At 68.3% G+C, this 22,542-nt stretch carries 24 protein-coding genes; 16 read left to right on the top strand and 8 right to left on the bottom strand.

What is annotated here, in order from left to right; translation table 11 throughout:
• Positions 1–147 precede the first annotated feature (147 nt).
• Entirely contained in the window at positions 148–1,245 is a 1,098-nt protein-coding gene (locus tag SACPADRAFT_RS0216320) for a 3-hydroxybutyrate oligomer hydrolase family protein (RefSeq protein WP_007023316.1), read from the top strand.
• A gap of 208 nt (positions 1,246–1,453) precedes the next feature.
• Here the strand turns inward: SACPADRAFT_RS0216320 and SACPADRAFT_RS0216315 are convergent, their stop codons facing one another.
• The gene (locus tag SACPADRAFT_RS0216315; protein WP_007023315.1) at positions 1,454–2,071 is read right to left on the bottom strand and encodes a TetR/AcrR family transcriptional regulator; all 618 of its coding nucleotides are present in this window, start codon (positions 2,069–2,071) and stop codon (positions 1,454–1,456) included.
• A gap of 216 nt (positions 2,072–2,287) precedes the next feature.
• Between SACPADRAFT_RS0216315 and SACPADRAFT_RS0216310 the strand changes: the two genes are divergently transcribed.
• From SACPADRAFT_RS0216310 to SACPADRAFT_RS0216285, 6 genes are all read left to right on the top strand, one after another.
• Positions 2,288–3,778 (top strand): aldehyde dehydrogenase family protein, encoded by a 1,491-nt coding sequence (locus SACPADRAFT_RS0216310; RefSeq protein WP_028662512.1) that lies wholly within the window; start codon positions 2,288–2,290, stop codon positions 3,776–3,778.
• A 5-nt stretch (positions 3,779–3,783) separates the two neighbouring features.
• Entirely contained in the window at positions 3,784–5,439 is a 1,656-nt protein-coding gene (gene betA / locus SACPADRAFT_RS0216305) for a choline dehydrogenase (RefSeq protein WP_007023313.1), read from the top strand.
• A gap of 4 nt (positions 5,440–5,443) precedes the next feature.
• On the top strand, positions 5,444–7,120 hold the full coding sequence (betT, locus tag SACPADRAFT_RS28225; RefSeq protein WP_007023312.1) for a choline BCCT transporter BetT: 1,677 nt from the start codon (positions 5,444–5,446) through the stop codon (positions 7,118–7,120).
• A gap of 110 nt (positions 7,121–7,230) precedes the next feature.
• A complete protein-coding gene (locus SACPADRAFT_RS0216295) occupies positions 7,231–7,482 on the top strand; it encodes a type II toxin-antitoxin system Phd/YefM family antitoxin (protein ID WP_007023311.1) in 252 nt (83 codons plus the stop codon).
• Positions 7,475–7,885 carry a type II toxin-antitoxin system VapC family toxin gene (locus SACPADRAFT_RS0216290; protein ID WP_007023310.1) on the top strand — a complete coding sequence of 137 codons (411 nt, stop codon included), beginning with the start codon at positions 7,475–7,477 and terminating at the stop codon, positions 7,883–7,885. Before SACPADRAFT_RS0216295 ends, SACPADRAFT_RS0216290 begins: the two co-directional genes overlap by 8 nt.
• A 53-nt stretch (positions 7,886–7,938) precedes the next feature.
• Positions 7,939–8,304, top strand: coding sequence for an MmcQ/YjbR family DNA-binding protein (locus SACPADRAFT_RS0216285; protein WP_007023309.1), 366 nt, complete (start codon positions 7,939–7,941; stop codon positions 8,302–8,304).
• A 9-nt stretch (positions 8,305–8,313) separates the two neighbouring features.
• On the opposite strand, the gene SACPADRAFT_RS0216280 is transcribed toward SACPADRAFT_RS0216285, so the two are convergent.
• Positions 8,314–8,694 (bottom strand): nuclear transport factor 2 family protein, encoded by a 381-nt coding sequence (locus SACPADRAFT_RS0216280; RefSeq protein ID WP_007023308.1) that lies wholly within the window; start codon positions 8,692–8,694, stop codon positions 8,314–8,316.
• A 109-nt stretch (positions 8,695–8,803) separates the two neighbouring features.
• On the opposite strand from SACPADRAFT_RS0216280, the gene SACPADRAFT_RS0216275 reads away from it, so the two are divergent.
• The gene (locus SACPADRAFT_RS0216275; RefSeq protein ID WP_007023307.1) at positions 8,804–9,550 is read left to right on the top strand and encodes an MBL fold metallo-hydrolase; all 747 of its coding nucleotides are present in this window, start codon (positions 8,804–8,806) and stop codon (positions 9,548–9,550) included.
• A 105-nt stretch (positions 9,551–9,655) separates the two neighbouring features.
• Here SACPADRAFT_RS0216275 and SACPADRAFT_RS0216270 read toward each other — a convergent pair whose 3' ends face one another.
• From SACPADRAFT_RS0216270 to SACPADRAFT_RS30690, 3 genes are all read right to left on the bottom strand, one after another.
• On the bottom strand, positions 9,656–10,453 hold the full coding sequence (locus SACPADRAFT_RS0216270; RefSeq protein ID WP_007023306.1) for an inositol monophosphatase family protein: 798 nt from the start codon (positions 10,451–10,453) through the stop codon (positions 9,656–9,658).
• Positions 10,454–10,746: 293 nt separating this feature from the next.
• The gene (locus SACPADRAFT_RS31620; RefSeq protein WP_007023305.1) at positions 10,747–11,688 is read right to left on the bottom strand and encodes a PIN domain-containing protein; all 942 of its coding nucleotides are present in this window, start codon (positions 11,686–11,688) and stop codon (positions 10,747–10,749) included.
• Between the two features lie 2 nt (positions 11,689–11,690).
• Positions 11,691–12,683, bottom strand: coding sequence for a ParA family protein (locus SACPADRAFT_RS30690; protein ID WP_007023304.1), 993 nt, complete (start codon positions 12,681–12,683; stop codon positions 11,691–11,693).
• A 237-nt stretch (positions 12,684–12,920) separates the two neighbouring features.
• Between SACPADRAFT_RS30690 and SACPADRAFT_RS0216265 the strand changes: the two genes are divergently transcribed.
• From SACPADRAFT_RS0216265 to SACPADRAFT_RS0216240, 6 genes are all read left to right on the top strand, one after another.
• Positions 12,921–14,156, top strand: a complete 1,236-nt coding sequence (locus SACPADRAFT_RS0216265) for a helix-turn-helix domain-containing protein (protein WP_028662511.1) — start codon at positions 12,921–12,923, stop codon at positions 14,154–14,156.
• A complete protein-coding gene (locus SACPADRAFT_RS0216260) occupies positions 14,153–14,728 on the top strand; it encodes a flavoprotein (RefSeq protein ID WP_007023302.1) in 576 nt (191 codons plus the stop codon). Before SACPADRAFT_RS0216265 ends, SACPADRAFT_RS0216260 begins: the two co-directional genes overlap by 4 nt.
• A gap of 91 nt (positions 14,729–14,819) precedes the next feature.
• Entirely contained in the window at positions 14,820–15,080 is a 261-nt protein-coding gene (locus tag SACPADRAFT_RS0216255; RefSeq protein WP_007023301.1) for a hypothetical protein, read from the top strand.
• A complete protein-coding gene (locus SACPADRAFT_RS34435; RefSeq protein ID WP_324604549.1) occupies positions 15,061–15,357 on the top strand; it encodes an AMED_5909 family protein in 297 nt (98 codons plus the stop codon). Before SACPADRAFT_RS0216255 ends, SACPADRAFT_RS34435 begins: the two co-directional genes overlap by 20 nt.
• Positions 15,358–15,448: 91 nt before the next feature.
• Positions 15,449–16,102 (top strand): hypothetical protein, encoded by a 654-nt coding sequence (locus tag SACPADRAFT_RS0216245; RefSeq protein ID WP_007023299.1) that lies wholly within the window; start codon positions 15,449–15,451, stop codon positions 16,100–16,102.
• Positions 16,093–16,425: a hypothetical protein gene (locus SACPADRAFT_RS0216240; protein ID WP_233357199.1), complete on the top strand. Its 333-nt coding sequence runs from the start codon at positions 16,093–16,095 to the stop codon at positions 16,423–16,425. The genes SACPADRAFT_RS0216245 and SACPADRAFT_RS0216240 overlap by 10 nt, the downstream gene beginning before the upstream one ends.
• Positions 16,426–16,453: 28 nt before the next feature.
• On the opposite strand, the gene trhA is transcribed toward SACPADRAFT_RS0216240, so the two are convergent.
• Positions 16,454–17,146 (bottom strand): PAQR family membrane homeostasis protein TrhA, encoded by a 693-nt coding sequence (gene trhA, locus SACPADRAFT_RS0216235; protein WP_157577191.1) that lies wholly within the window; start codon positions 17,144–17,146, stop codon positions 16,454–16,456.
• A gap of 97 nt (positions 17,147–17,243) precedes the next feature.
• On the opposite strand from trhA, the gene SACPADRAFT_RS0216230 reads away from it, so the two are divergent.
• On the top strand, positions 17,244–18,023 hold the full coding sequence (locus SACPADRAFT_RS0216230; RefSeq protein WP_007023296.1) for an isoprenyl transferase: 780 nt from the start codon (positions 17,244–17,246) through the stop codon (positions 18,021–18,023).
• A gap of 467 nt (positions 18,024–18,490) precedes the next feature.
• Positions 18,491–19,783 carry a PhoH family protein gene (locus SACPADRAFT_RS0216225; protein ID WP_407690022.1) on the top strand — a complete coding sequence of 431 codons (1,293 nt, stop codon included), beginning with the start codon at positions 18,491–18,493 and terminating at the stop codon, positions 19,781–19,783.
• Positions 19,784–19,937: 154 nt separating this feature from the next.
• Here SACPADRAFT_RS0216225 and guaB1 read toward each other — a convergent pair whose 3' ends face one another.
• Complete coding sequence (gene guaB1, locus SACPADRAFT_RS0216220) at positions 19,938–21,377, bottom strand: GMP reductase (protein ID WP_028662509.1); 1,440 nt, start codon at positions 21,375–21,377, stop codon at positions 19,938–19,940.
• 34 nt (positions 21,378–21,411) lie between these two features.
• Positions 21,412–22,542: ATP-dependent DNA ligase (locus tag SACPADRAFT_RS28220; protein WP_007023293.1), on the bottom strand; the 1,131-nt coding region annotated here is incomplete at its 5' end.

The raw sequence follows: 22,542 nt of genomic DNA, 5'->3' as shown, positions 1-22,542 counted from the left end.
GACGGCGCAACGCTAGGGCGTCGGCCCGGCACCGGGAATGGCGCCGGACACCACAACGGGACCGCCCGATGTGGTCCCGCCCGACATGGCCCCACCCGCGACACACGCCTAGCGTGATGCCTTCACGACGAGGTGAGGAGGTCCGCGATGGCCGGAAACAAGCGTCTCCACACCCGGAACCATGACGCCCAGTTCGTCCTGCGGCTGCCGACGGAGTGGAACGGTGGCCTCGTCGTCAGCGGCTCGCCCGGCAACCGTGAGCAGTACGCCGTCGACCGTGCGATCTCCGACTGGGTGCTGGCGAAGGGCTATGCCTTCGCCGCGACCGACAAGGGCAACACGGGACTGCGCTTCTACACCGACGGTGACCGGCCCGGCGACGCGATCGCGGAGTGGAACCACCGGGTGACGCAGTTGACCCGGGCCGCGAAGGCGGTGGTGGCCCAGCGTTACCACCGTCCGCCGCGCCGCACCCTGGTCACCGGCCTGTCCAATGGTGGCTATCTGGTGCGTTGGCAACTGGAGAACCGCCCTGAGCTCTACGACGGCGGGGTCGACTGGGAGGGCACGCTCTGGGCCGGGGACGGTCCGAACCTGGTCGACTTCCTGCCGAGCGCGTTGTCGGCCTACCCCCGGTACGCGGGCGGCGGCCCGGAGTCCGGGCGGGCGCACGACGAGATGCTCGCCGCCGGGTTCCCCGCGGGGTCCGAGTTCCTGTGGCCGTACCACTACCGGTACTACTGGGATCTCACCCAGCGGATCTACCGCGAGGAGATCGACCCCGGTTTCGACGGGGAGGCCGAGGCGGGCACCCCGTTCTGCGAACCGGGCAGCCCGGCCTGTGACGCCGATTACGACTACGCGAGCAGGCCGGAAGCGGTGCACGACGCGGTCGAGCGCATCGGCCTCACCGGGGAGATCGGCAAGCCGCTGCTGACGGTGCACGGCACGCTCGACGTGCTGCTGCCGATCCGGGAGAGCTCCGACGCCTACGCGCGGATGGTCCGGGAGCGGGGCGGCGGCCCGCTGCACCGGTACTACCGGATCGCGGGCGGCACACACACCGACGCGCTGGTCGACACGTATCCACACCGGCTGCGTGCCCTGGCGCCGTGCCACCGCGCGGCCTTCGGCGCATTGGAGGCGTACCTGGACGACGGCGTGCGGCTCCCGCCGTCGACGACGGTCCCGCGGCCCGGGGAGGCGACGCCGGAGGACCTGGTCACCCACTGTTCCCTCTGGTGAGCACCCGCGGGCCGGAGGCCGCCGCGACCGCACCGCGACCGGCGGGGGCGCGGTGTCGGTTCGCCGACCTCGGGCGTCACCTCGCGAGCACGGCGCGTCATCTCGCGGACCTGAGGTGGCAACTCGCGGACCTGAGGTGGCGACTCGCGGGCACTGGGTGGCAACTCGCCGGGCACGGAGTGGCGACTCGCGGGGGAGGGGTGGGTGGTCAGTCGCGGAGGGCTCGGCGGTAGAGGGACTCCAGGTGTTCGCGGGACGGGGTGGTGTCCGTCAGGACCGCCTGCATCAGGAGGCCGCAGGTGAGGGTGGCCACCATCTGGCCGGTGAGCGGGTCCGTGCGGGCGATGAACACCTCGGCCAGTGCGTCGTCCCAGGCCACGGCCGCCGCGCGTAGGTGCGGGCGCTGGAGGGCGAGCGCGTAGAGGTTGTACTCGGCGATGGTGTGCTCGCGCTGCTCGGTCACCGAGGCGAGCACGAAGTCGGCCAGTGCGGCCGCCGGGTCCGTCCCCGGTGCGAGTGTCCGGTCCCATTCGCGGAGCGCGGCGACGCTGCGCTGGGCCGCCTCGTCCAGCGCGACGGCGACCAGGTCGTCCAGCGTCGCGAAGTGGTAGGTGGTCGAGCCCAGCGGGACGCCGGCTTCCGCGGCGACGGCACGGTGGGTGAGGGCGTCGATGCCGCGTTCGGCGATGACCGTGATGGCCGCGCGCGCGATGCGGTCGCGGCGGTCGGGGTCGTTCGGACCGCGCCCCCGTCGCCGCGTCGCCGTCTCCCTCGTCGTCGCGTCTCCGGTCGTCGGCTCCCCGGTCGTCGGTTCTCCGGTCGTCACTGCCTGCTCCCCTCCGTGACACGCCCTGCACCCCCGGGCACCGGCCACGCACAGCCGGTCGACAGCCATGACATCACACCACGTCAGACGGTGTCCGCGACCCCCTTCACCCAACTATGGACAAACGTACATATAGCATGTACCAACGTACACAAATTTTATGCGACCGCCGACCGCGTGGCGGAACTCGAACGACAGGACGGGGACACCCACCACATGCGAGACCTCTACATCGACGGATCCTGGACCGACGCCACGACGTCGACCGGCGGCCGGACCGTGGAGAACCCCTACGACGGCAGCGTGCTCCGCTCCGTGTCGGAGGCCGGTCCGGCCGATGTGGACGCCGCCGTCGACGCGGCGCGGCGCGCCTTCGACACCGGCCCGTGGCGCACCACGTCCGCCGCCGAACGCGCCGGGGTCCTGCGCCGCCTGGCCGACCTCCTGGTGCGCGACCGGGAGGACCTCGCCCGGGTGGAGAGCGTGGACACCGGCAAGACCGTCGTCGAGGGCGGTATCGACGTCGACGACATCACCGCGGTGTTCCGCTACTACGCGAGCCTCGCCGAGACCGACTCCGGCGGACGGGCCGTGGACACCGGCGACCCCGGGGTGGTCAGCCGGGTCGTGACCGAGCCGGTCGGGGTGTGTTCGCTGATCGCGCCGTGGAACTACCCGCTGCTGCAGATGTCGTGGAAGCTCGCCCCCGCCCTGGCCGCGGGTAACACCGTGGTGATCAAGCCGAGCGAGCTGACCCCACTGTCGACGGTCCGGCTGACGGAACTGCTGGCCGAGGCCGGTGTCCCGGCCGGGGTGGTCAACCTCGTCCTGGGTGCGGGCGCGGTGGTCGGCGCCGAGATGGTGCGCCACCCGAAGGTGGATCTGGTCTCGTTCACCGGCGGCCTCGCCACCGGACGCGAGATCATGGCGGCCGCGGCGCCCGGGGTGAAGCGGGTCGCGCTCGAACTCGGCGGCAAGAACCCGAACGTCGTCTTCGCCGACGCCGACTTCGACACCGCCGTGGACTACGCGCTGGCCGCCGCGTTCTTCCACTCCGGACAGGTGTGCTCGGCCGGGTCCCGCCTGATCGTCGAGGACTCGGTGCACGACGCGTTCGTCGCCGAACTCGCCCGACGCGCCGAGAAGATCCGGCTCGGCAACGGGGCCGAGGCCGACACCGAGTGCGGCCCGCTGGTCTCGGCCGAGCACCGGGCCAAGGTGGAGCGGCACATCGCCCTGGCCCGGGAGGAGGGCGCCCGACTGGTCGCGGGCGGGGGGCGCCCGGACGACCCGGCGCTGGCCGACGGCTACTTCCTGCGCCCCACGGTCTTCGCCGACTGCACCTCCGAGATGACCGCCGTCCGGGAAGAGGTGTTCGGGCCGGTGGTCACCGTCGAGCGGTTCCACGACGAGCACGAGGCGATCGCGCTGGCCAACGACACCGAGTACGGCCTCGCCGGTGCCGTGTGGACCGGCGACGCCTCGCGCGCGCAACGGGTGGCCGGGGCGCTGCGGCACGGCACCGTCTGGATCAACGACTTTCACCCGTACGTGCCCCAGGCCGAATGGGGCGGGTTCGGCAAATCCGGGATCGGCCGGGAGCTCGGTCCGTCCGGACTGGACGAGTACCGCGAGGTCAAACACATCTATCAGAACATCAATCCCGCACCGATGCGCTGGTTCTCCGGCGCGGAGAAGGAGGACTGAACCCCGTGGCGGAGACCTACGACTACGTCATCGTGGGCGGCGGCTCGGCCGGTTGCGTGCTCGCGAACCGGCTCAGCGCCGACCCGTCCACGAGCGTGCTGGTGCTGGAGGCGGGTCGCCCGGACTGGATCTGGGATCCGCTGATCCACATGCCCGCCGCGCTCACCATGGTGATCGGCAACCCGCTGTACGACTGGCGCTACGAGTCCGAGCCCGAGCCCTACATGGGCGGCAGGCGGGTGTATCACGGCCGGGGCAAGGTGCTCGGCGGGTCCAGCTCGATCAACGGCATGATCTTCCAGCGCGGCAACCCGATGGACCTCGAACGCTGGGCCGCGGACCCGGGGATGGAGACCTGGGACTACGCGCACTGCCTGCCGTACTTCAAGCGCATGGAGAACTGCCGCGCGGGCGGCGACGAGTGGCGCGGGGGCGACGGCCCGCTGTGGCTGGAGCGCGGCCCGGCCGAGAACCCGCTGTTCGGGGCGTTCCTCGACGCGGCGCAGGAGGCGGGCCACCCGCTGACGAACGACGTCAACGGCTACCGGCAGGAGGGCTTCGCCGAGTTCGACCGCGCCATCCGCAACGGGCGCCGCTGGTCGGCCGCGCGGGCGTACCTGCACCCGGTGAAGAACCGGCCGAACCTCACCGTGCGGACCCTCGCGCACGTCAACCGGGTGCTGTTCGACGGCACCCGCGCCGTGGGCGTGTCCTACAACCGGCCCGGTCGCGGGCCGCGGGAGGTGTATGCGGGTGAGGTGATCCTCTCCGGCGGTGCGATCAACACCCCGCAGCTGCTGCAGCTGTCCGGCGTCGGCGACCCCGCGCACCTGGAGTCGCTGGGCATCGACACCGTGCACGCGCTGCCCGGTGTCGGCGAGAACCTCCAGGACCACCTGGAGGCCTACGTGCAGCACGCCTGCACGCAACCGGTGTCGTTCAACCCGTCGCTGAAGAAGCACAGGGCGCCGAGGATCGGCCTGGAGTGGCTGTTCAACCGCAGCGGCCCCGCAGCGACGAACCATTTCGAGGCGGGCGGCTTCGTCCGCGGCAACGACACGGTGGACTACCCCAACCTGATGTTCCACTTCCTGCCGCTGGCGGTGCGCTACGACGGGACCGAGGTCGACACCCCGCACGGCTACCAGGTCCACATCGGACCGATGTACTCGGACGTGCGGGGCAACGTGCGGATCACCTCCGCCGACCCGAAGCGCAAGCCCGCACTGCGGTTCAACTACCTCTCGACCGAGAACGACCGCCGGGAGTGGGTCGAGGCGATCCGGGTGGCCCGGGAGATCCTGCGGCAACCTGCCCTCGACCCGTACAACGGCGGCGAGATCTCGCCCGGCCCGGACGTCCGCACCGACGAGGAGATCCTCGACTGGGTGGCCCGCGACGCCGAGACGGCCTACCACCCGTCCTGCACCGCACGGATGGGCGTCGACGACATGTCCGTCGTCGACCCCACGACGATGCGCGTGCACGGCACCAGCGGCCTGCGCGTCACCGACGCCTCGGCCATGCCCTATCTCACCAACGGCAACATCTACGCGCCGGTGATGATGCTCGCCGAGAAGGCCGCTGACCTCATCCGGGGTGACACTCCGCTTCCGCCCGCGGAGACCCCGTTCTACCGACATTCCCGACAGGAAGGGTGAATCAGTGTCCACCACCGGCGAACGACGATCCGAGAACGGGCCCGACGAGGGTCCTGGGGGGAGCAACCGTGTCGCCGCGGTTTCGGACAACGGAATCAACCGCACCGTGTTCTCCGGTGCGTCGGTCATCATCCTGGCGATCGCCATCTGGGCGATGATCACGCCGGAGGACGCCGCGAGCACGATCGGCGTCCTCGTCGGCTGGGTCTCGGAGGGGCTCGGCTGGTACTACATCCTCGCGGCCACGCTTTTCCTGATCTTCGTGATCTACCTGGCCGCGTCGAAACACGGGACGATCCGGCTCGGACCGGAGAAGTCGCGGCCGGACTACGGCATCTTCGCCTGGGCGTCGATGCTGTTCGCGGCCGGCATCGGGGTCGACCTGATGTTCTTCTCGGTCGCCGAACCGGTCACCCACTACCTGGACCCGCCGCAGGGCGACCCGGAGACGCTGGCGGCCGCCCGCGAGTCGGTGGTGTGGACGCTGTTCCACTACGGCATCACCGGCTGGGCCATGTACGCGCTGATGGGCATGGCGCTGGGCTACTTCGCCTTCCGCCGTGGCCTGCCGCTGGCGGTGCGGTCCTCGCTGTACCCGCTGATCGGCAAGCGCGTCCACGGACGTGCCGGACACACGGTGGACATCGCCGCGTCGCTGGGCACGGTGTTCGGCATCGCCACCTCGCTGGGCATCGGCGTGGTGCAGTTGAACTTCGGGCTGAACTTCCTGTTCGACATCCCGCAGGGCGTGGCCGCGCAGATCGGGCTGGTCGCGCTCGCCGTGGTGATGGCGACGCTGTCGGCGGTGGCCGGTGTCGACCGTGGTATCCGGCGGTTGTCCCAGCTCAACGTCGTGCTCGCGATCGTGCTGATGGGCTTCATCCTGTTCAGCGGTGACCCGCTGTACCTGCTCAACGGCCTGGTGCTGAACATCGGCGACTACGTCAGCGGCTTCACCGACATGACGCTGGACACCTTCGCCTACGACCAGCCGACCGCGTGGCTCAACGCGTGGACGTTGTTCTTCTGGGCCTGGTGGATCGCCTGGGCGCCGTTCGTGGGCCTGTTCCTGGCGCGCATCTCGCGGGGCCGCACGGTCCGCCAGTTCGTGGCGGCCACGCTGGTGATCCCGTTCCTGTTCACGGCGACCTTCCTGTCGATCTTCGGCAACGCCGCGCTGGGCCTCGTGCGCGGCGGCAACGGCGAGTTCGGCGAGACCGCGATGAACGCCCCCGAGGAGGGCTTCTACACGCTGCTGGCCCAGTACCCGGGCGTGACGTTCACCGCGGGCCTGGCCACGGTGGTGGGCCTGCTGTTCTACGTCACCTCGGCCGACTCGGGCGCACTGGTGCTGAGTAACCTCACCTCGCGCCTGGCGACGCCGACCACCGACGCGCGCCCGTGGGTGCGGGTGTTCTGGTCGATCGCGATCGGGCTGATCACCCTGGCGATGCTGCTGGTCGGCGGCGTGCCGACGCTGCAGAACGCCACCATCATCATGGGCCTGCCGTTCTCGTTCGTCATGTTCTTCGTGGCCTGGGGCCTGTACAAGGCACTCAACCGCGAGGTCAGCGACGAGCGGCGGTTCCTGCGTGGCTCGGCCGGACCGTCGGCCGACGCCCCGGCGGACCCACCGGAGGACCCGGACCGGGCGGAGCCGGTCCCGGCGGGCCGCGACTGAGCCCGTGCGACTCCGAGGCGGGTGACGACCGAGCTTGGTCGTCACCCGCCTTTCGCGCGTTGGGGGTCGAACACGGCGACAGAACTTAGCAAGAATGCTAAGATGCACGCATGACGGAGATCACACCCAGTGAGCTGCGGAACCACAGCTCCCACATCCTCAACAGGGTCGAACATGGTGAGCATTTCACGGTCGTTCGTGGTCACACGCCCACAGCCCAGGTGATCCCTGCCCAGAAGCGTGCGTACCAGACGCGCGCCGAGATCGCCGCTGCTGTGGCGACGTTGCCGCCGGTCGATGCGGAGCGGCTGCGGGAGGACCTGGACGCCGTGGTGGACAGCGACGTCGTGTTAGATGAGTGAGGCCCCCTCGTCGTTCCTGCTCGACACGAATGTCGTCATCGACGTGGGGGACGGGCTATCCCCGACGTCTCTCCCGGACGGGGCGGCGTACCTCAGTGCGATTACGCTGGCCGAACTGTCTGCCGGAGTGTTCGCAGCGAGCACGGAGGACGAACGTGCTGCGCGGCTGCGTCGATTGCAGTGGGTGGAGAGCAGCTTCGTGCCGATTCCGTTCGACGCGGGAGCCGCGCGGTTCTACGGCCATGTATACGCACGAGTCCGTGCCGGAGGACGTCAGCCACGCAGACGGTTGGCGGACCTCCAGATTGCTTCCGTCGCCGGTGCGCACGGCTGGCCGCTGGTCACGCGCAACCCGTCCGACTTCGCCGGACTCGGCGAGTTGGTGACTGTCATCGGTCTTTGACCTCGGGGCCTCGGTTGACTGCCGGATCACCGCGATGTGGGGACAATGGTCTCGTGCCCGAGGATCCGCTGGAAGCGTTGCGCCGCATCTGCCTGGCGTTGCCGGAGGTGAGCGAACGGCTCAGCCACGGTGAGCCCGCCTGGTTCGTCCGGGGGAAGAAGACCCTGGCGACCTACGCCGACCACCACCACGACGACCGGGTCGCGTTCTGGTGCCCGGCGTCGGCCGGGGTGCAGGAGGAGTTGGTGGCCGAGGATCCGGAACGGTTCTTCCGCCCGCCCTACGTGGGGCACCGCGGGTGGCTCGGCGTCCGACTCGACGTCGACGTCGACTGGGCCGAGGTCACCGAGATCGTCACCGACGCCTACCGGCTCGTCGCCCCGAAGTCGCTGGCCGCCCGACTGACCGAGTCCACCTGAGCTTCCCGGTCACGGCCGCTCGTCGGCGCCGGGGACGACCGTTCCCTGGTGGAAGGACAGCCGCCAGGTGCCGTCGACGTCCCGCAGCCACAGCGAGCTGCGGCGCACGCGGCGGCCGGGATGCTCGGTGAGGTAGGTGACCAGCACGACCGACTCAGCGAGGCGCGTGGCGTCCACCTCGCGGGCCCGCGGGCGGTCGGCCTCGGTGAACATCCCGCCGATGGCCGCGAGCATCTCCTCCCGGCTCCACCGGCGCCCGGACGAGCCGATCTCGACGAACCCGGGGTGCAACAGCCGCGCCACCTCGTCGGCGTCGCACCGCACCTCCGGCGTCAGCAGCCGCAGCTCGGCGTCGATCACGTGGTCCAGGGCGTCGTCAGTGTCGGTCATCCGCGGGACCGTACCCGTCGAGGTGGGGTGCGCGCCCTCGAAAATCGTCCGGGCACGCTCTATGCTCACCCCGCCGAGTCATGCGCCGCCCGGACCGACAGGGGACACGATGCAGCTCACGCGGGTCGACGACCATGTCCACCTGGCCACCGGCACCAACGTCAACTGGGCTCTGGTCACCGAGGGCGATTCCGTCACGCTGGTGGACGCGGGCTACCCGAACGACGCCGGGGCCGTGCTGGAGTCGCTGGCCGGGATCGGCAAACGCCCGGAGAGCGTGGCCGCGATCGTGCTCACCCACGCCCACCTGGACCACATGGGCGGCATCCCCACCTTCACCTCGCGGTACGGCACTCCGGTGTACACCGGGGCGGAGGAGGCGCGGCACGCGTGCCGCGAGTACCTCCAGCAGATCACGCCGGGTGAGATGCTCGGCCAGTGTCGGCACCTGCGCGGTGTGCAGTGGGTGGCGCAGACCCTGCGCGCGGTGCTCCCGCACGCCAGGATGGCGCTGTCCGAGGTGAACACCGCAGAGTTCGACGTCGCCCTCGACGTCCCCGGCCGGCTGGTTCCGGTGTCCGTCCCCGGCCACACGACCGGGCACACCGGTTACCTGATGCCGGATTCGGGGGTGTTCTTCTCCGGCGATGCCCTGGTGACCGGACACCCGCTCGCGACGCTCGGCGAGGGGCCGCAACTGCTGCCGGGCGTGTTCAACACCGACGAGGCGCGGATGCGCACCAGCCTGGAGTCCCTGCGCGACGTGCGGGCCGACACGCTGGTCCCCGGCCACGGCCCGGTGGCCCGCGGATCATTGGCTGACCACGTCGACGCCGCGCTGCGGCGCGGGGCGTGAACGGGAAACCGGTACCGGCCGACGCCCGGGTGGCGGGTTGGAGCGCAACGGGAAGCGCGTAGGACGATCAGCACACTCAGTCGGGTCGACGAACGAGTACGGTGATCAGCCGCCTGCGCCAGCGGTGGTTCTGAGCAGAGAGTCGACGAGCACGCCGTTCGAACCGATCGTGGCAGTGGATCGCGCAGAATGCTTCTTTCCGTCGGTATTGACCACCGTTGCGCCCGCCTGAGTAGCTATCAGTACTCCGGCTGCCGTGTCCCAGGGGTTGTTGGACAGGATGACGCAGCAGTCGGTCCGGCCCTGGGCCACCCAGGCGAGGTCGAGGGAGGCCGCACCGAACATGCGGACCCGTTCGACGTTCTCGGCCAGGGCGCGGGTGACGGCGAAGCGATGTTCGTTCTTCTCGAACGCTCCCTCGCCGGTGGCGTAGTCGCCGAGGGAGACGATCGCGCGGTGCAACTCGGTGGTGGTGCTGGCGTGGATTCGTTCGTTGTTGCAGTAGGCACCACCCCCTTCGACGGCGTGATACCGCAGGTTGAGGAAAGGCGCGGTGACGACGCCGACGACGGGTTCGCCGTGGTGGACGAGCGCGAGTGAGGTGGCGCAGAGCGGGATACCGTGGGCGAAGTTGGAGGTGCCGTCGATGGGATCGAGCACCCACACGGCGCCGGTGCTCTCCTCGATCGTGCCACCGCCGTCCTCCTCGCCGAGGAAGTCGATATCCGGCGTGGTCCGGGCCAGGAAGTCCCGGATCTCGTGCTGGATGCGCACGTCCAGCTCGGTGACGTAGTCCCGGTCGCCCTTGGCGCGAACGGTTCCGGGATGCCGGGTGGTCATGAGTCGGGCGCCGATGGCAGCGGCATCCCGTGCGGTGGCCAACAGCGCGTCCAGGTCCTTCACTCAGTGATCTCCTTGCCGCGCGCCCACATCGAATGGAGGATCTAAGACGGCAGCGCCGTCCCGCTTGCTGTTCTTCTCACCTGCGGCGACCGAGACGACGCTACCCGACTCCTGCGTCTGGCAACGGTATTCCTTGGGTTCGCGGAAAGGCAGGTGTCCCGCCGCAAACCCAGGGCGAGGATCGCCGCCTGCAGTCATATTCATCAAAAGCATCGCCCTGCTAGGTGCCGGGATGCGTGGCAGGGCGATGCTGTTGGCGGCACCCCTTGAGCCCATAGAGGCGTGTTCGGCAACTAGGAGTCGGTCTCTCTCGAAAAAACCGAAACAGACCCTAGCTCAGTGGAAAGCAGTTCATCTGACTCGGTAGATACCTCTATCCACATTCGCACTGTAACTCGTCTCTCGACGTCCGAATAATCGTGATCATCTGCGTATCCGGTCAGCACCAGATCCGCCTCTATGTCCGCGAGTACTGTATCCTCCACAGCGTATGATCGTCGTGTTCCGCGCCGTACAGCGTCATCTGTAAGCGCCTCATTGAAGAATACAAATTCTGTCGAGTTTGATCTTAAGGCGGCATCAATAATGTTAACTTCATTTTCTTGCAGTGCTTTCTTGAAAATCTCTTCATCAATAGGGTCCTCTGTTATTTTAGTCGCCATCGCCTCCACGAGGTCATACAGCGATTTGTAATAGTAAAAATTGTCAGCGGCGGCACCCAACTCTTCTTTCAGTTGCAAATCTAGTTCTCTTTTGCTTTGGTCTGCGAAGTCGTCGGTATTGTCTGAAACGAAGTATGTTGGTCCGCCAGAGCTGAGGTGGTGACGTCTTATGGTCAACCATATTGCGGAATCTCGACCTCCGCGACCTCCGCTAGCAGGTTTCACGCGGAGTGCTTCCCTTGACAAGGCTTCCGCCGCATCTTCAGCATCAATCGCTACGATGGAGAACGTTTCGATCAACTCTCCACGCCAACTTTCTTGCACTTCGATCGGATGTGGGACGTAGATCGGCCCTAAGGGTGTGTACTTGTTTGCTTTGTTGTAAGCTTGAAGTAAGGTTTCTGCCGAATGCTCGAATTCTCGGACTCTTGCACTCAAAGCCTCGTCTAGAACGATTGATGGAAGGCATACGCTGATCTCCTTTCTTCTGGATATCAGTAGTAGTGCTGACATGATTGGATTACGTAGCGCTCCCTTACGAGGGAGTACGCTGGTGTCTAGAAAAATCGACATCGTCATGCATCCATAACTTCGTTAACACGTGTAGCGATATCTGTTGCCAAGCCGCTGAATAGTTCATAAGTGTCTTTCGCGCGCGTATGTTGCGCCCCTCGCGCTTCTACGCCGCTAAGCTCGAAAACTGCCTTGTTAGTTTGTTGGGCTATCGGAACGAGGCTTGACAGGTTTCTAACCTCGCCCAACGAATATGATCCTGACGGAACGTGAGATCCAACGCTTTTCAAAGGTTTCACAATCCCGTCTTCGTACTTTCTTGGAATTTTACTGTTCCATCGCCGGTACGCTGCTGCAGGCTCTTGACGATAGACAGTGAATTGTTGGCTGATATATCCGAGTGGTGCCGGTTTCCCGATGGGAAGGTCGAATGAGAAGTCGATTGCCCTTCGTTGTAATGCGCTAATTGCTGCTTCCCATTCGGGAATCCAAAGAGACACGCTCGACCCCACGCTTTCCAGTGCTGTCAGGGAAAACAAGTCAGGGGCGAGGGGAATTACAAACCCTGAAGATGCGAGGATTGCCGTTCTATTGAGTGAACCAACATTAGGGCCAAGATCCATCAGCACGTAATCAGCAGCGATAGATGAAGCGATTCTCGTCACCAGTCGGTACACGGCAGTACTTGTGCGGAAACCGCCAGGGTTCCCAGCCACGGCTTCAGTCCACCCCGTCGGAGCAATCTCTTCAAACTGGCTGAGTTGTATATGCCCTGGGAGTACCCATGCGGTGTCGCGGATCTTGATGGGGTCTACTGCAATAACGTCTCCAGACCGCTCAACCAAGGGTTGAAGACAATCACGGATGGTGGTAGCTGAGGATACTGCGCTTTCGAGTGTGTCGTCAGAAAGCGCAACACTTGAGAGATTAGTCTGTGGGTCTAGGTCCACAAATAAAACACGGTGACCTTTTCTTGCTAACGCTAAGCCGATATTGAAGACGAGCGTAGTTTTACCAACCCCGCCCTTATGGTTGAAAAATGATACGATATTCACGAGCGCTCCTCAGGGGTGTGCATGTTGGTTTCCTATGCTTGAAGTTGTAGCCGTATCTTACTGCGGACGCAAGTACACATACGGAGCGTTCCCGCATGGCGCCTGCTTTCGTCGGATATACTTGCACAAGGCGAAGCTGCAGCGATACCCGATATCACGACAGCAAGCGGTCGCCAACACAGGAGACCATTGCTGGAACTCTTCACCGCGTATGCTCGGGCGCGTACGCTTGCTCGCATGCGGGGCGCTGGTGAGGACCTGAGCGTTGGTGAGCGGGTGTCGTTCTATCGGCGGCGTCGTGGTTTGTCGCAGGCGGTGCTTGCTGGGTTGATGGGCAAGTCCGAAGACTGGATCAGCAAGATTGAGCGTGGTGAGCGGCAGGTCAACCGCCTTGATGTCGTGGTGGAGCTGGCGCGGCAGTTGCGGGTGACGCTGAACGATCTGCTGGGCGAGCCGGTGTTGTTCGAGGATGAGGACGATAACGATGATGCTCCGGCGGTTCGTGATGCGTTGATGTCTCCTCAGCGGTTGTCGCGCACGTTGTTCGGTGGTGGGTTGCAGCCGGAGTATGTGGACACGGAGCCGGTGGCTCGGGTGGCTGAGGAGGCGTGGAACCAGTATCAGCACGGCAAGGTGGGGCATGTGGTGTCGTTGCTGCCGGGGTTGTTGAGGTCTGCGCTGCAGTTGGAGCAGGGTGCGGCGGGGCGTCCGGCGTGCGCGCGGCGGGCGTTCGCGGTGTCGGCTCGGATTCATCACCTGGCGGCGACGACGTTGAGCAAGGTCGGTGAGGCGGACCTGTCGTGGATCGCGGCGGAGCGGGCGATGCAGGCGGCGGATCAGTCCGAGGATGCGTTGGTGTTGGCGTCGGCGGCGCGGGCCGGGACACACGCGCTGCTGGCGGTGGGCCGGTTTGATGAGGCGCTGAGTCTGGGGGAGACCGCGGCTCGGTGGATGACGCCTCAGCTGCGCGAGGGTGATCCCGGTGCGTTGAGCTTGTACGGGATGCTGTTCCTGCGGACGGCGGTGGCGGCGGCCCGTCGGCAGGATCGGCGGACGGCGACGGAACTGCTCGGACAGGCCGGGGAGGCGGCGCGGCGTCTGGGTGAGGACGAGAACTACTGGCAGACCGGGTTCGGCCCGGCGAATGTCGAGTTGCACCGACTGTCGGCGGCTCTTGACCTGGGGGACGTAGCGCATGTGGTCGAGCGGGGCCGCGCGGTGCGGCCGACGCACTTGCCGGTGGAGCGGCGGGTCACGCACGCCATTGACGTTGCTCGTGCTCTGAGCATGCTGGCGCGCGATGATGAGGCGACGGACATGCTGTTGGACGCTGAGGAGAAGTCGCCGCAGTTGGTGCGTCACTCGTCGATGGTGCGGGAGGTCGTGCGGACCATGTATCGCCGTTCGCCGGTCAGTAACGGCAGGTCGTCACCGTTGCTGGGGTTGGCAGAGCGGTGCCGGGCGGTGCGATGAGCACCCGCACGCTCGGGCTGATCGGCTCGGCCGCCGGTGGTCTCGAACACCTCCGGTCATGCCTGGTGGAGCCCGCGATCGCCCGGGGGTGGCAGGTCGCGGTCACAGTGACTCCTACCGCCGGAACGTGGCTTGACGTTGACGGGGAACGGGGCCGGATCGAGGAGACGACCGGGTTGCTGTGTCGGGTGGGGCCTCGGTTACCGGGGGAGTCGAGTCCGCATCCTCCGATTGACTGCTACCTGGTGTGTCCGGCCTCGGCGAACACGGTCGCGAAGATGGCGCTCGGCTTGGCGGACAACCAGGCGTTGACCACGATATGCGAGGCCATCGGCGGGCAGGTGGTGCCGGTGGTCGCCTTTCCTCGCATCAACGCTGCCCACACGCGTCAGCCCGCGTGGGAGTCGCACATCGCGGCGCTACGGAGCGCCGGAGTACATCTGCTGACGGGCGAGGAGTACTGGCCCCTGCACGAGCCTCGCGAAGCGCCGGGTAAGGACCTTCCCTGGGAGCGCATTCTCGACGCCGTCGAGCGGGTCACTACTGGTGACGGCCTGCTCAGCACCGAGTGATGAGCAGCCCGGACAGTTTGTCCGGGTTGTCGGTGCGATTCCACGTTCTCCTGGTTGCAGAGGCCCTGAACGTGGGCCCGGCCAGGAAGGAATGGATGTGCCGTTCAACGTGACGTTCAGCCCCGGTTCTGCGGCGACGGCGGGAACACGGAAGAGGGCGTTCTGCTTCGTGGACGAGACGGCCACGATGGTGGTCTACGCCGATCCGGACTGTCTGACGATCGAGACGCCGGAGGACTCGGTCTTGTGGCCGGACTTCGCGAAGTTCCTGCGCGAGTTGCGCGACGCGGCCGAGCTGGCCGAGTGGGTTGAACGTGAACCGGTGAGTACGGGTGCCGAGCAGGGAGAGTGACCGTAGGCGGCCTGGAGGGGTGTGGAAGGTGGCGGAGAGCACCGCACCGCAAGTACGGACCTTGATGCAGGCCCACGACCTCTTGGTGGCCGAGCGTCCTTCATCGGACGCTTCGGTACAGGCATGGCGGGCGTACTACCGACGTAGTGCGCGGGTGTACGCGGAGGTCGCCGAGATCGACCGGGGGCATCACCACGAGGCGCTGTACTGGGTCAACCGGGAACGGCGTAAGGCCGACGAACTGGAGAGCGACCCCGACGAGGCGACGAGTACGTGACCGACGACCGTGGAGGGGTGTGACCCACGGGGGCTCGGCAGGCTCATGGGCGAATCGCCCGGCGCGCGCTGTTCCGATGAGGAGGGGCCGATTGTCATCGGCACTGGAGGAGGTACTCGAACAGCTGCACGTTGTGCTAGCGCTGCTGAACGACGCGCTGCAGGGGCTGAAGCATGCTTCGAAATCGGTGGAGGAGTCCACTCAGCTACTGACGCAGGTCTGGCATGGTGCGAGCGCTCCGGACGCTGACCAAGCATTGGCGGCGCTGAACGGGGCGCAGAGCGCGATGAATCAGACCTGGGAGAACGCTGCTCGCGTCAGGAGCATTGTGCAGCAGTACCTGCTCTCCCTCGGGGGCAACGCTGCGGCCAGGCCAACACTCGACGCGCCAGCTACCGAAGATCACTGCCGTGCCGTCACCGTCGGTTCCTGGCGTGGCACGACCGCCGCCGGGCACGCACGTGACCAGGGCCGTGCGATCGGGAGACCGCCTGAGCGGTTGAAGCGGAGGCCGATCCGCGAGGTGCGCTCCGTCGAAGAGCTGAACCGACTGTTCGATGTCCTGTCAGCCGGCGGTGAAGAGATCGAGAAGCCGACGTACGCGGGCCGGTTGCTGGTACTCCCGGATGGGACCACGATCGGCTATCGGCTCAAGTCCAAGACCACGGTCGAGCCGACCATCGACATCAGCACGCGGGATGGTTACTCACTGAAGATCCATGTGAACGTGCGGGGGTGGGATTAGCGGTGCTGGACGAGTTGCGGGCCTGTGTTGTGGAGGCGGCTGAGGACGACTGGGTCTACTTCGCTGAGCTGGTGGGTATGGTCCGGGAGATCACGGGCCGGAGCGACGATCTGCTCGATCGCACCGGGCGGGCCGCGGCGCGGTTGGTCCGGGACGGGAGGCTGGTCCCCGGCACGCTCACCGAGGCCGAGGGGTTCATCGCGTGGGAGACGGGACCGGCCGAGTCCGCCGCCCGGATCGAGCGGGAGGTGGCCGCGTTGGAGCGTGCCGGGGTATGGCCTCAGCCGGGGGACGTGTGTTGGTTCGATCGTCCCGGCGGGTAGTGCCCGGACGGGCATCGGCGGGCGCGCGTCAGGCGTACATGGCCAGCCAGATGGCGATGTAGTGGGTGAGGGCCGCGGCGATGGTGCAGGCGTGGAAGAACTCGTGGTAGCCGAAGGTGTCCGGCCAGAAGTTCGGCCACTTGAGCGCGTAGAACACCGCGCCCAGGGTGTACAGCGCCCCGCCGACCAGCAGCAGCACCACCGCCGCGATGCCGCCCGCGGCGGCCAGTTCCGGCAGCACGAACACCGCCACCCAGCCGAGGGCGATGTAGATCGGCACGCCGACCCAGCGGGGCGCGCTCGGCCAGAGCATCTTCAGCGCCACCCCGGCCACCGCGCCGCCCCACACCACACCGAGCACGATGTAGCCGGTCGGCTGGGACATCGCCAGCAGGGTGAACGGGGTGTAGGTGCCCGCGATGAACAGGAAGATCATCGAGTGGTCGGCGCGCTTCATCCAGGCGTAGGCGCGCGGACTCCAGAGGCGGCGGTGGTAGAGCGCGCTCACGCCGAACACGCCGAGCACGGTCGCGCCGTAGACCGACGTCGCCAGGGCGGCCGTGCCGGACACCGTCGACGCCGCCAGCGCGATGAGCACCGCACCCGCCGCGACCGCGCCGAAGAAGCTCCAGAAGTGCAGATGTCCCCGCAGCCGTGGGCGGGTGTCGACGGGGGTGTTCGTGGATGCCGGATCGGGGTCGTTCCGCGTCGGTACGCTCACGTCGACCAGGCTACGGAAGCGTAGGCGACGCACGCACCGGTACGGCACCGGAGGACGGCGTACATCACGTCAACCGCCACGCGTACGCTCACGGGACGTGAGCCTCCGGTCGTTCCTCTCCCGCGTCGTCTACACCGCCTACTCGTGGCGCCTGCGGCAGCAGGCCGCCGGGCGGCGCCCCCGGCACATCGGCATCATCCTCGACGGCAACCGCCGGTGGGCCCGGGAGGCCGGGTTCACCGACGTCAACGGTGGGCACCGGGTGGGTGCGCAGCGCATCGTCGACTTCCTCGGCTGGTGCCGGGAGTCGAAGGTCGAGGTGGTCACGCTCTTCCTGCTGTCCACCGACAACGTGGCGCACCGCTCGAACGAGGAGGTCGCCGCGCTGCTGGAGATCATCCCGGATGTGGTGGACGAGCTGGCCCAGCCCGGCAACCCGTGGAAGGTGTCCATGGTCGGGGCGCTGGACATGCTGCCCACCGAGGTCTCCGCCCGGCTCACGGCTGCCGCGCAGCGCACCGACCACCGCAACGGCATGGTGGTCAACGTCGCCGTCGGCTACGGCGGACGCCAGGAGATCGCCTACGCGGTGCGCAAGGTGCTGCAGCAGCACGCCGACGAGGGCACCTCGATCGAGGAGTTGGCGAAGACGCTCGACGTCGACCACATCTCCGAGCACCTCTACACCTCCGGCCAGCCGGACCCGGATCTGATCATCCGCACCTCGGGGGAGCAGCGGTTGTCCGGTTTCCTGCTGTGGCAGTCGGCGCATTCGGAGTTCTGGTTCACCGAGGCCTACTGGCCGGCGTTCCGCCGGGTCGACTTCCTGCGTGCTCTGCGTGACTATGCGGTGCGCAACCGTCGATACGGCGCATGAACGGAGTATTAATTCTCGCGTCGATCACCCGGTGTCGTGACATTTGCTCACTAAACGTGAGATTCGCGTCCGCCGTTTCACCTACCTGGCCGTCTGCGTTCCCGGTCCGCCGGGGGTAGCTTCCGTGGTGACGGTCCACGAACCCAGGTGGATCGTCACGGGAGGCCCTGGTCGTGGCAGTGGTTGAGCGAACGGTGGTCGCACGAGCGATCCACCCGTTCACGAAGCGCACGAGGGGGCCGGCACCGGGCCCTCGTGGCCGTACGCCCTGACGCCCCGGCGTCGAGGCTCCGGCCAGCCAGGGCAGTGCCCGGCCCAGCGAGTGCGGGCGTGGTGCCAACGCCCCCGAGGGAGATGCCGTCGTGACTGCGCAGCGTTTACCCCGAAAGGCCGTCGGCCGCCCGGCCCCCGACAGCTCCGGAGCTGCGGGAGCCTCCTCCGACTCAGGAGAGTCCACCGACCCGGCAGTGCGGACGTTCGTGCTGGACACGTCCGTGTTGTTGTCGGACCCGTGGGCGATGACCCGGTTCGCCGAGCACAGTGTGGTGTTGCCGCTCGTCGTGGTGAACGAGTTGGAGGCCAAGCGCCACCACCCCGAGCTCGGCTGGTTCGCCCGGGAGGCGTTACGGCTGCTGGACGACCTCCGACGCACGCACGGTCGCCTCGACGCCCCGGTGCCGATCACCGACGAGGGCGGGATGGTGCACGTCGAGCTGAACCACTCGGACCCCACCGTGCTCCCGCCCGGTTTCCGCACCGACTCGAACGACCACCGAATTCTGGCGTGCGCGCTCAACCTGGCGAGTGAGGGTCCGGTGACGCTGGTCACCAAGGACATCCCGCTGCGGGTGAAGGCGGGTGCGGTCGGGCTCGCCGCCGACGAGTACCGCGCCGAGGAGGTCACCTCCTCGGGATGGAGCGGGATGGCCGACCTGGACGTGCCGCAGGAGGCCCTCGACGCCCTGTTCTCCGGTGGGGAGGCCGACCTCGGCGACTACGGCCGTCCCGAGGCGGCGGAACTGCCCTGCCACACCGGGTTGCGGCTGCTCGCGGGCAGCTCCAGCGCCCTGGCGCGGATCACCCCGGACAAGCGGGCCCGGCTGGTGCGCGGTGACCGGGAGGTGTTCGGGCTGCACGGCCGCTCGGCCGAGCAGCGCATCGCGCTCGACCTGCTGATGGACACGGATGTCGGGATCGTCTCCCTCGGCGGCCGGGCGGGCACCGGCAAGTCGGCCCTGGCGCTGTGCGCGGGACTGGAGGCCGTGCTCGAACGGCGGATGCACCGGAAGGTGGTCGTGTTCCGCCCGGTGTACTCGGTGGGCGGGCAGGACCTCGGCTACCTGCCCGGCAGCGAGAACGAGAAGATGCAGCCCTGGGCGCAGGCCGTGTTCGACACCCTCGGCGCGCTGGTCAGCCAGGAGGTCGTGGACGAGGTGTTCGACCGCGGGATGCTGGAGGTGCTGCCGCTGACCCACATCCGCGGCCGCTCGCTGCACGACGCGTTCGTCATCGTCGACGAGGCCCAGTCGCTGGAGCGCAACGTGCTGCTGACGGTGCTGTCCCGGCTGGGCAGCGCCTCCCGGGTGGTGCTCACCCACGACGTCGGGCAGCGGGACAACCTGCGGGTGGGCCGGCACGACGGCGTCGCCGCGGTGATCGAGAAGCTCAAGGGTCACCCGCTGTTCGCCCACCTCACGCTGACCCGCTCCGAGCGTTCCCCGATCGCGGCCCTGGTCACCGAGATGCTGGAACAGCACTGACCCCCCCGGTCCGGGTGTGAGCACCGCGCTCACACCCGGACCGACCGGCCCCGCGAGTCGCCACCCGGTGCCCGCGAGTCGCCATCTCACGCCCGCGAGTCGACACTCCATGACCGCGAGTCGACACTCCTGGGCGGCGGACCGACGTGCGTCGTCACCAGCCGGTGGGCAGCGGCCTGCCCTCGGCGAAGCCCGCCGCCGACTGCACGCCGAGCACCGCGCGCTCGTGGAACTGCTCCAAGGTCGCCGCACCCGCGTAGGTGCAGGCGGACCGCACCCCGGCCGTGATCGAGTCGAGCAGGTCCTCCACACCTGGCCGCTGCGGGTCCAGCGCCATCCGGGACGACGAGATGCCCTCCTCGAACAGCGCCTTGCGGGCGCGTTCGTAGGCGTTGTCGGTGCGGGTGCGCGCGGTGACCGCGCGCTTGGACGCCATCCCGAACGACTCCTTGTACGGCCTGCCCTGCTCGTCGTAACGGAGGTCGCCGGGGGACTCGTGAGTGCCGGCGAACCACGAGCCGACCATCGCCGCCGAGGCGCCCGCGGCCAGCGCCAGGGCGATGTCCCTCGGGTGGCGGATCCCGCCGTCGGCCCACACGTGCTTGCCCAGCTCGCGGGCTGCCGCCGCGCAGTCGCGCACCGCCGAGAACTGCGGACGGCCGACGCCGGTCATCATCCGCGTCGTACACATCGCCCCGGGGCCCACGCCCACCTTCACCACGTCGGCGCCCGCCTCGATGAGCTCGCGCGTGCCCTGCGCGGTGACCACGTTGCCCGCCACCACCGGCACCTGCGGCGACACCGAGCGCACCGCCCGCAACGCCGCGAGCATCTTCTCCTGGTGTCCGTGCGCGGTGTCCACCACGAGCACGTCGACCCCGGCGTCCAGCACGGCCTTCGCCTTCGCGGCGACGTCGCCGTTCACCCCGACGGCGGCGCCGATACGCAGCCTGCCCCGGGCGTCGACGGCGGGGTCGTAGATGCTCGCGCGCAGGGCGCCGACCTGCGTGAGCACCCCGGCCAGGCGGCCGTGGTCGTCCACGCCGACGGCCAGGGGCTCGCCGTGTTCGTGCAGGCGTTCGTAGACCTCGCGCGGCTCGGTGCCCAGCGGGCACGTCCACACCGAGGGGTCCAGCACCTCGGCCAGCCGGGCGAAGCGGTCGACCCCCGCGCAGGCCTGTTCGTCGACCACACCCACCGGGCGGCCCTCGGAGTCGACGACCACCACCGCGCCGTGCGCGCGCTTGCCGATCAGGTTGAGGGCGTCGGCGACGGCGTCGTTCGGGGTGAGCACCAGCGGGGTGTCCCACACGGTGTGCCGGTCCTTCACCCACGCGGTGATGTCGGCGACCGCCTCGGCGTCGACGTCCTGCGGCAGCACCACCAGGCCGCCGCGGCGGGCGAGCGTCTCGGCCATGCGCCGCCCGGCCACGGCCGTCATGTTGGCCGCGACCACCGGGACGGTCGTGCCCGTGCCGTCGACGGTGGAGAGGTCGACGTCGAAGCGCGACTCGACCCCCGAGCGGTTCGGCAGCAGGTAGACGTCGTCGTAGGTCAGATCGTGAGCGGGCCGGTGGCCATCCAGAAACTGCACGAGGGTCCAGGTTACGTGCTCCGCGCGGCCGGTGTCACTCACCACCGGGTGACCCGGCCGGGGCGGTCCCGCCGCGCAGCATCGCGCGGACGGCGTCGATCGTGTCGGCGTCGGCGGGGTCCTTGTCCGGGCGGTAGCGCAGCACCCGGGCGAACCGCAGCGCGACGCCGCCCGGGTACCGGCGGCTGACCTGCGCCCCGTCCAGTTCGATCTCCACGACCAGCTCCGGGCGCAGGTACACCGTCCAGCCGTCCCGGTGGGTCTCGTAGCGGGGCAGCGTCTCCGTCTGCCAGGCCAGCAGTTCGTCGGTGAGTCCCTTGAACGTCTTGCCGACCATGACCGGCGGGCCGCCGTCCGGGTCCCGGGCGCCGAGGTGCAGGTTCGACAGGGTGCCGGTGCGGCGTCCGTGCCCCCACTCGGCACCGAGAACCACCAGGTCGAGGGTGTGCGCGGGTTTGACCTTGAGCCACGCCCGGCCGCGGCGCCCGGCGGCGTAGGGGGAGTCGAGCGCCTTGACGAGCACGCCCTCGTGCCCGTCCTGAAGGGACGCGGTCAGGATCGCCGACGGGTCCTCCGGCTCGGCCGCACCGGGCACGACGTGGTCCGGCGCGACCCGGCGCAGCGCCGCGCGGCGCTCACGCAGCGGCGCGTCGAGCAGGTCGGTGCCGTCCAGGTGCAGGCAGTCGAAGAAGTACGGACGCAGCAGCAGGGCGCGCACCTGCTCGTCCCGGGTGCTGCCGAAGCGGGACATCGTCTCCTGGAACGGGCGGGGCCTGCCCTCGTCGGTCAGCGCGAGGGTCTCGCCGTCGAGTACGGCCGAGGTGCACGGCAGGGACCGCACCAGGTCCGCCAGCTCGCCGACGCTCGCGGTGACCTCGCGCAGCGTGCGGGTGAAGACGCGGACGTCGTCGCCGGTGCGGTGTACCTGGATGCGTGCGCCGTCCAGCTTGTACTCCACCGCCGCGGTGGGGATGGCGGTGAGCGCGTCGTCGAGTGACCCGGCCGGCGCGGCCAGCATGGGTCGCACCGGTCTGCCGAGCTCGATCCCGAAGTGCTCCAGAGCCGTGACCCCGCCGGTGAGCGCGGCGTGCGCCGTGGCGGGCAGGCGACCGGAGAGCATGAACGCCCGCCGCACGGCCGACGCCGGCACCCCGGCGGTGGCGGC

This window comes from Saccharomonospora iraqiensis subsp. paurometabolica YIM 90007, assembly GCF_000231035.2.
Classification (GTDB): domain Bacteria; phylum Actinomycetota; class Actinomycetes; order Mycobacteriales; family Pseudonocardiaceae; genus Saccharomonospora; species Saccharomonospora paurometabolica.
This window is presented reverse-complemented; position numbering and strand designations above follow the sequence as displayed.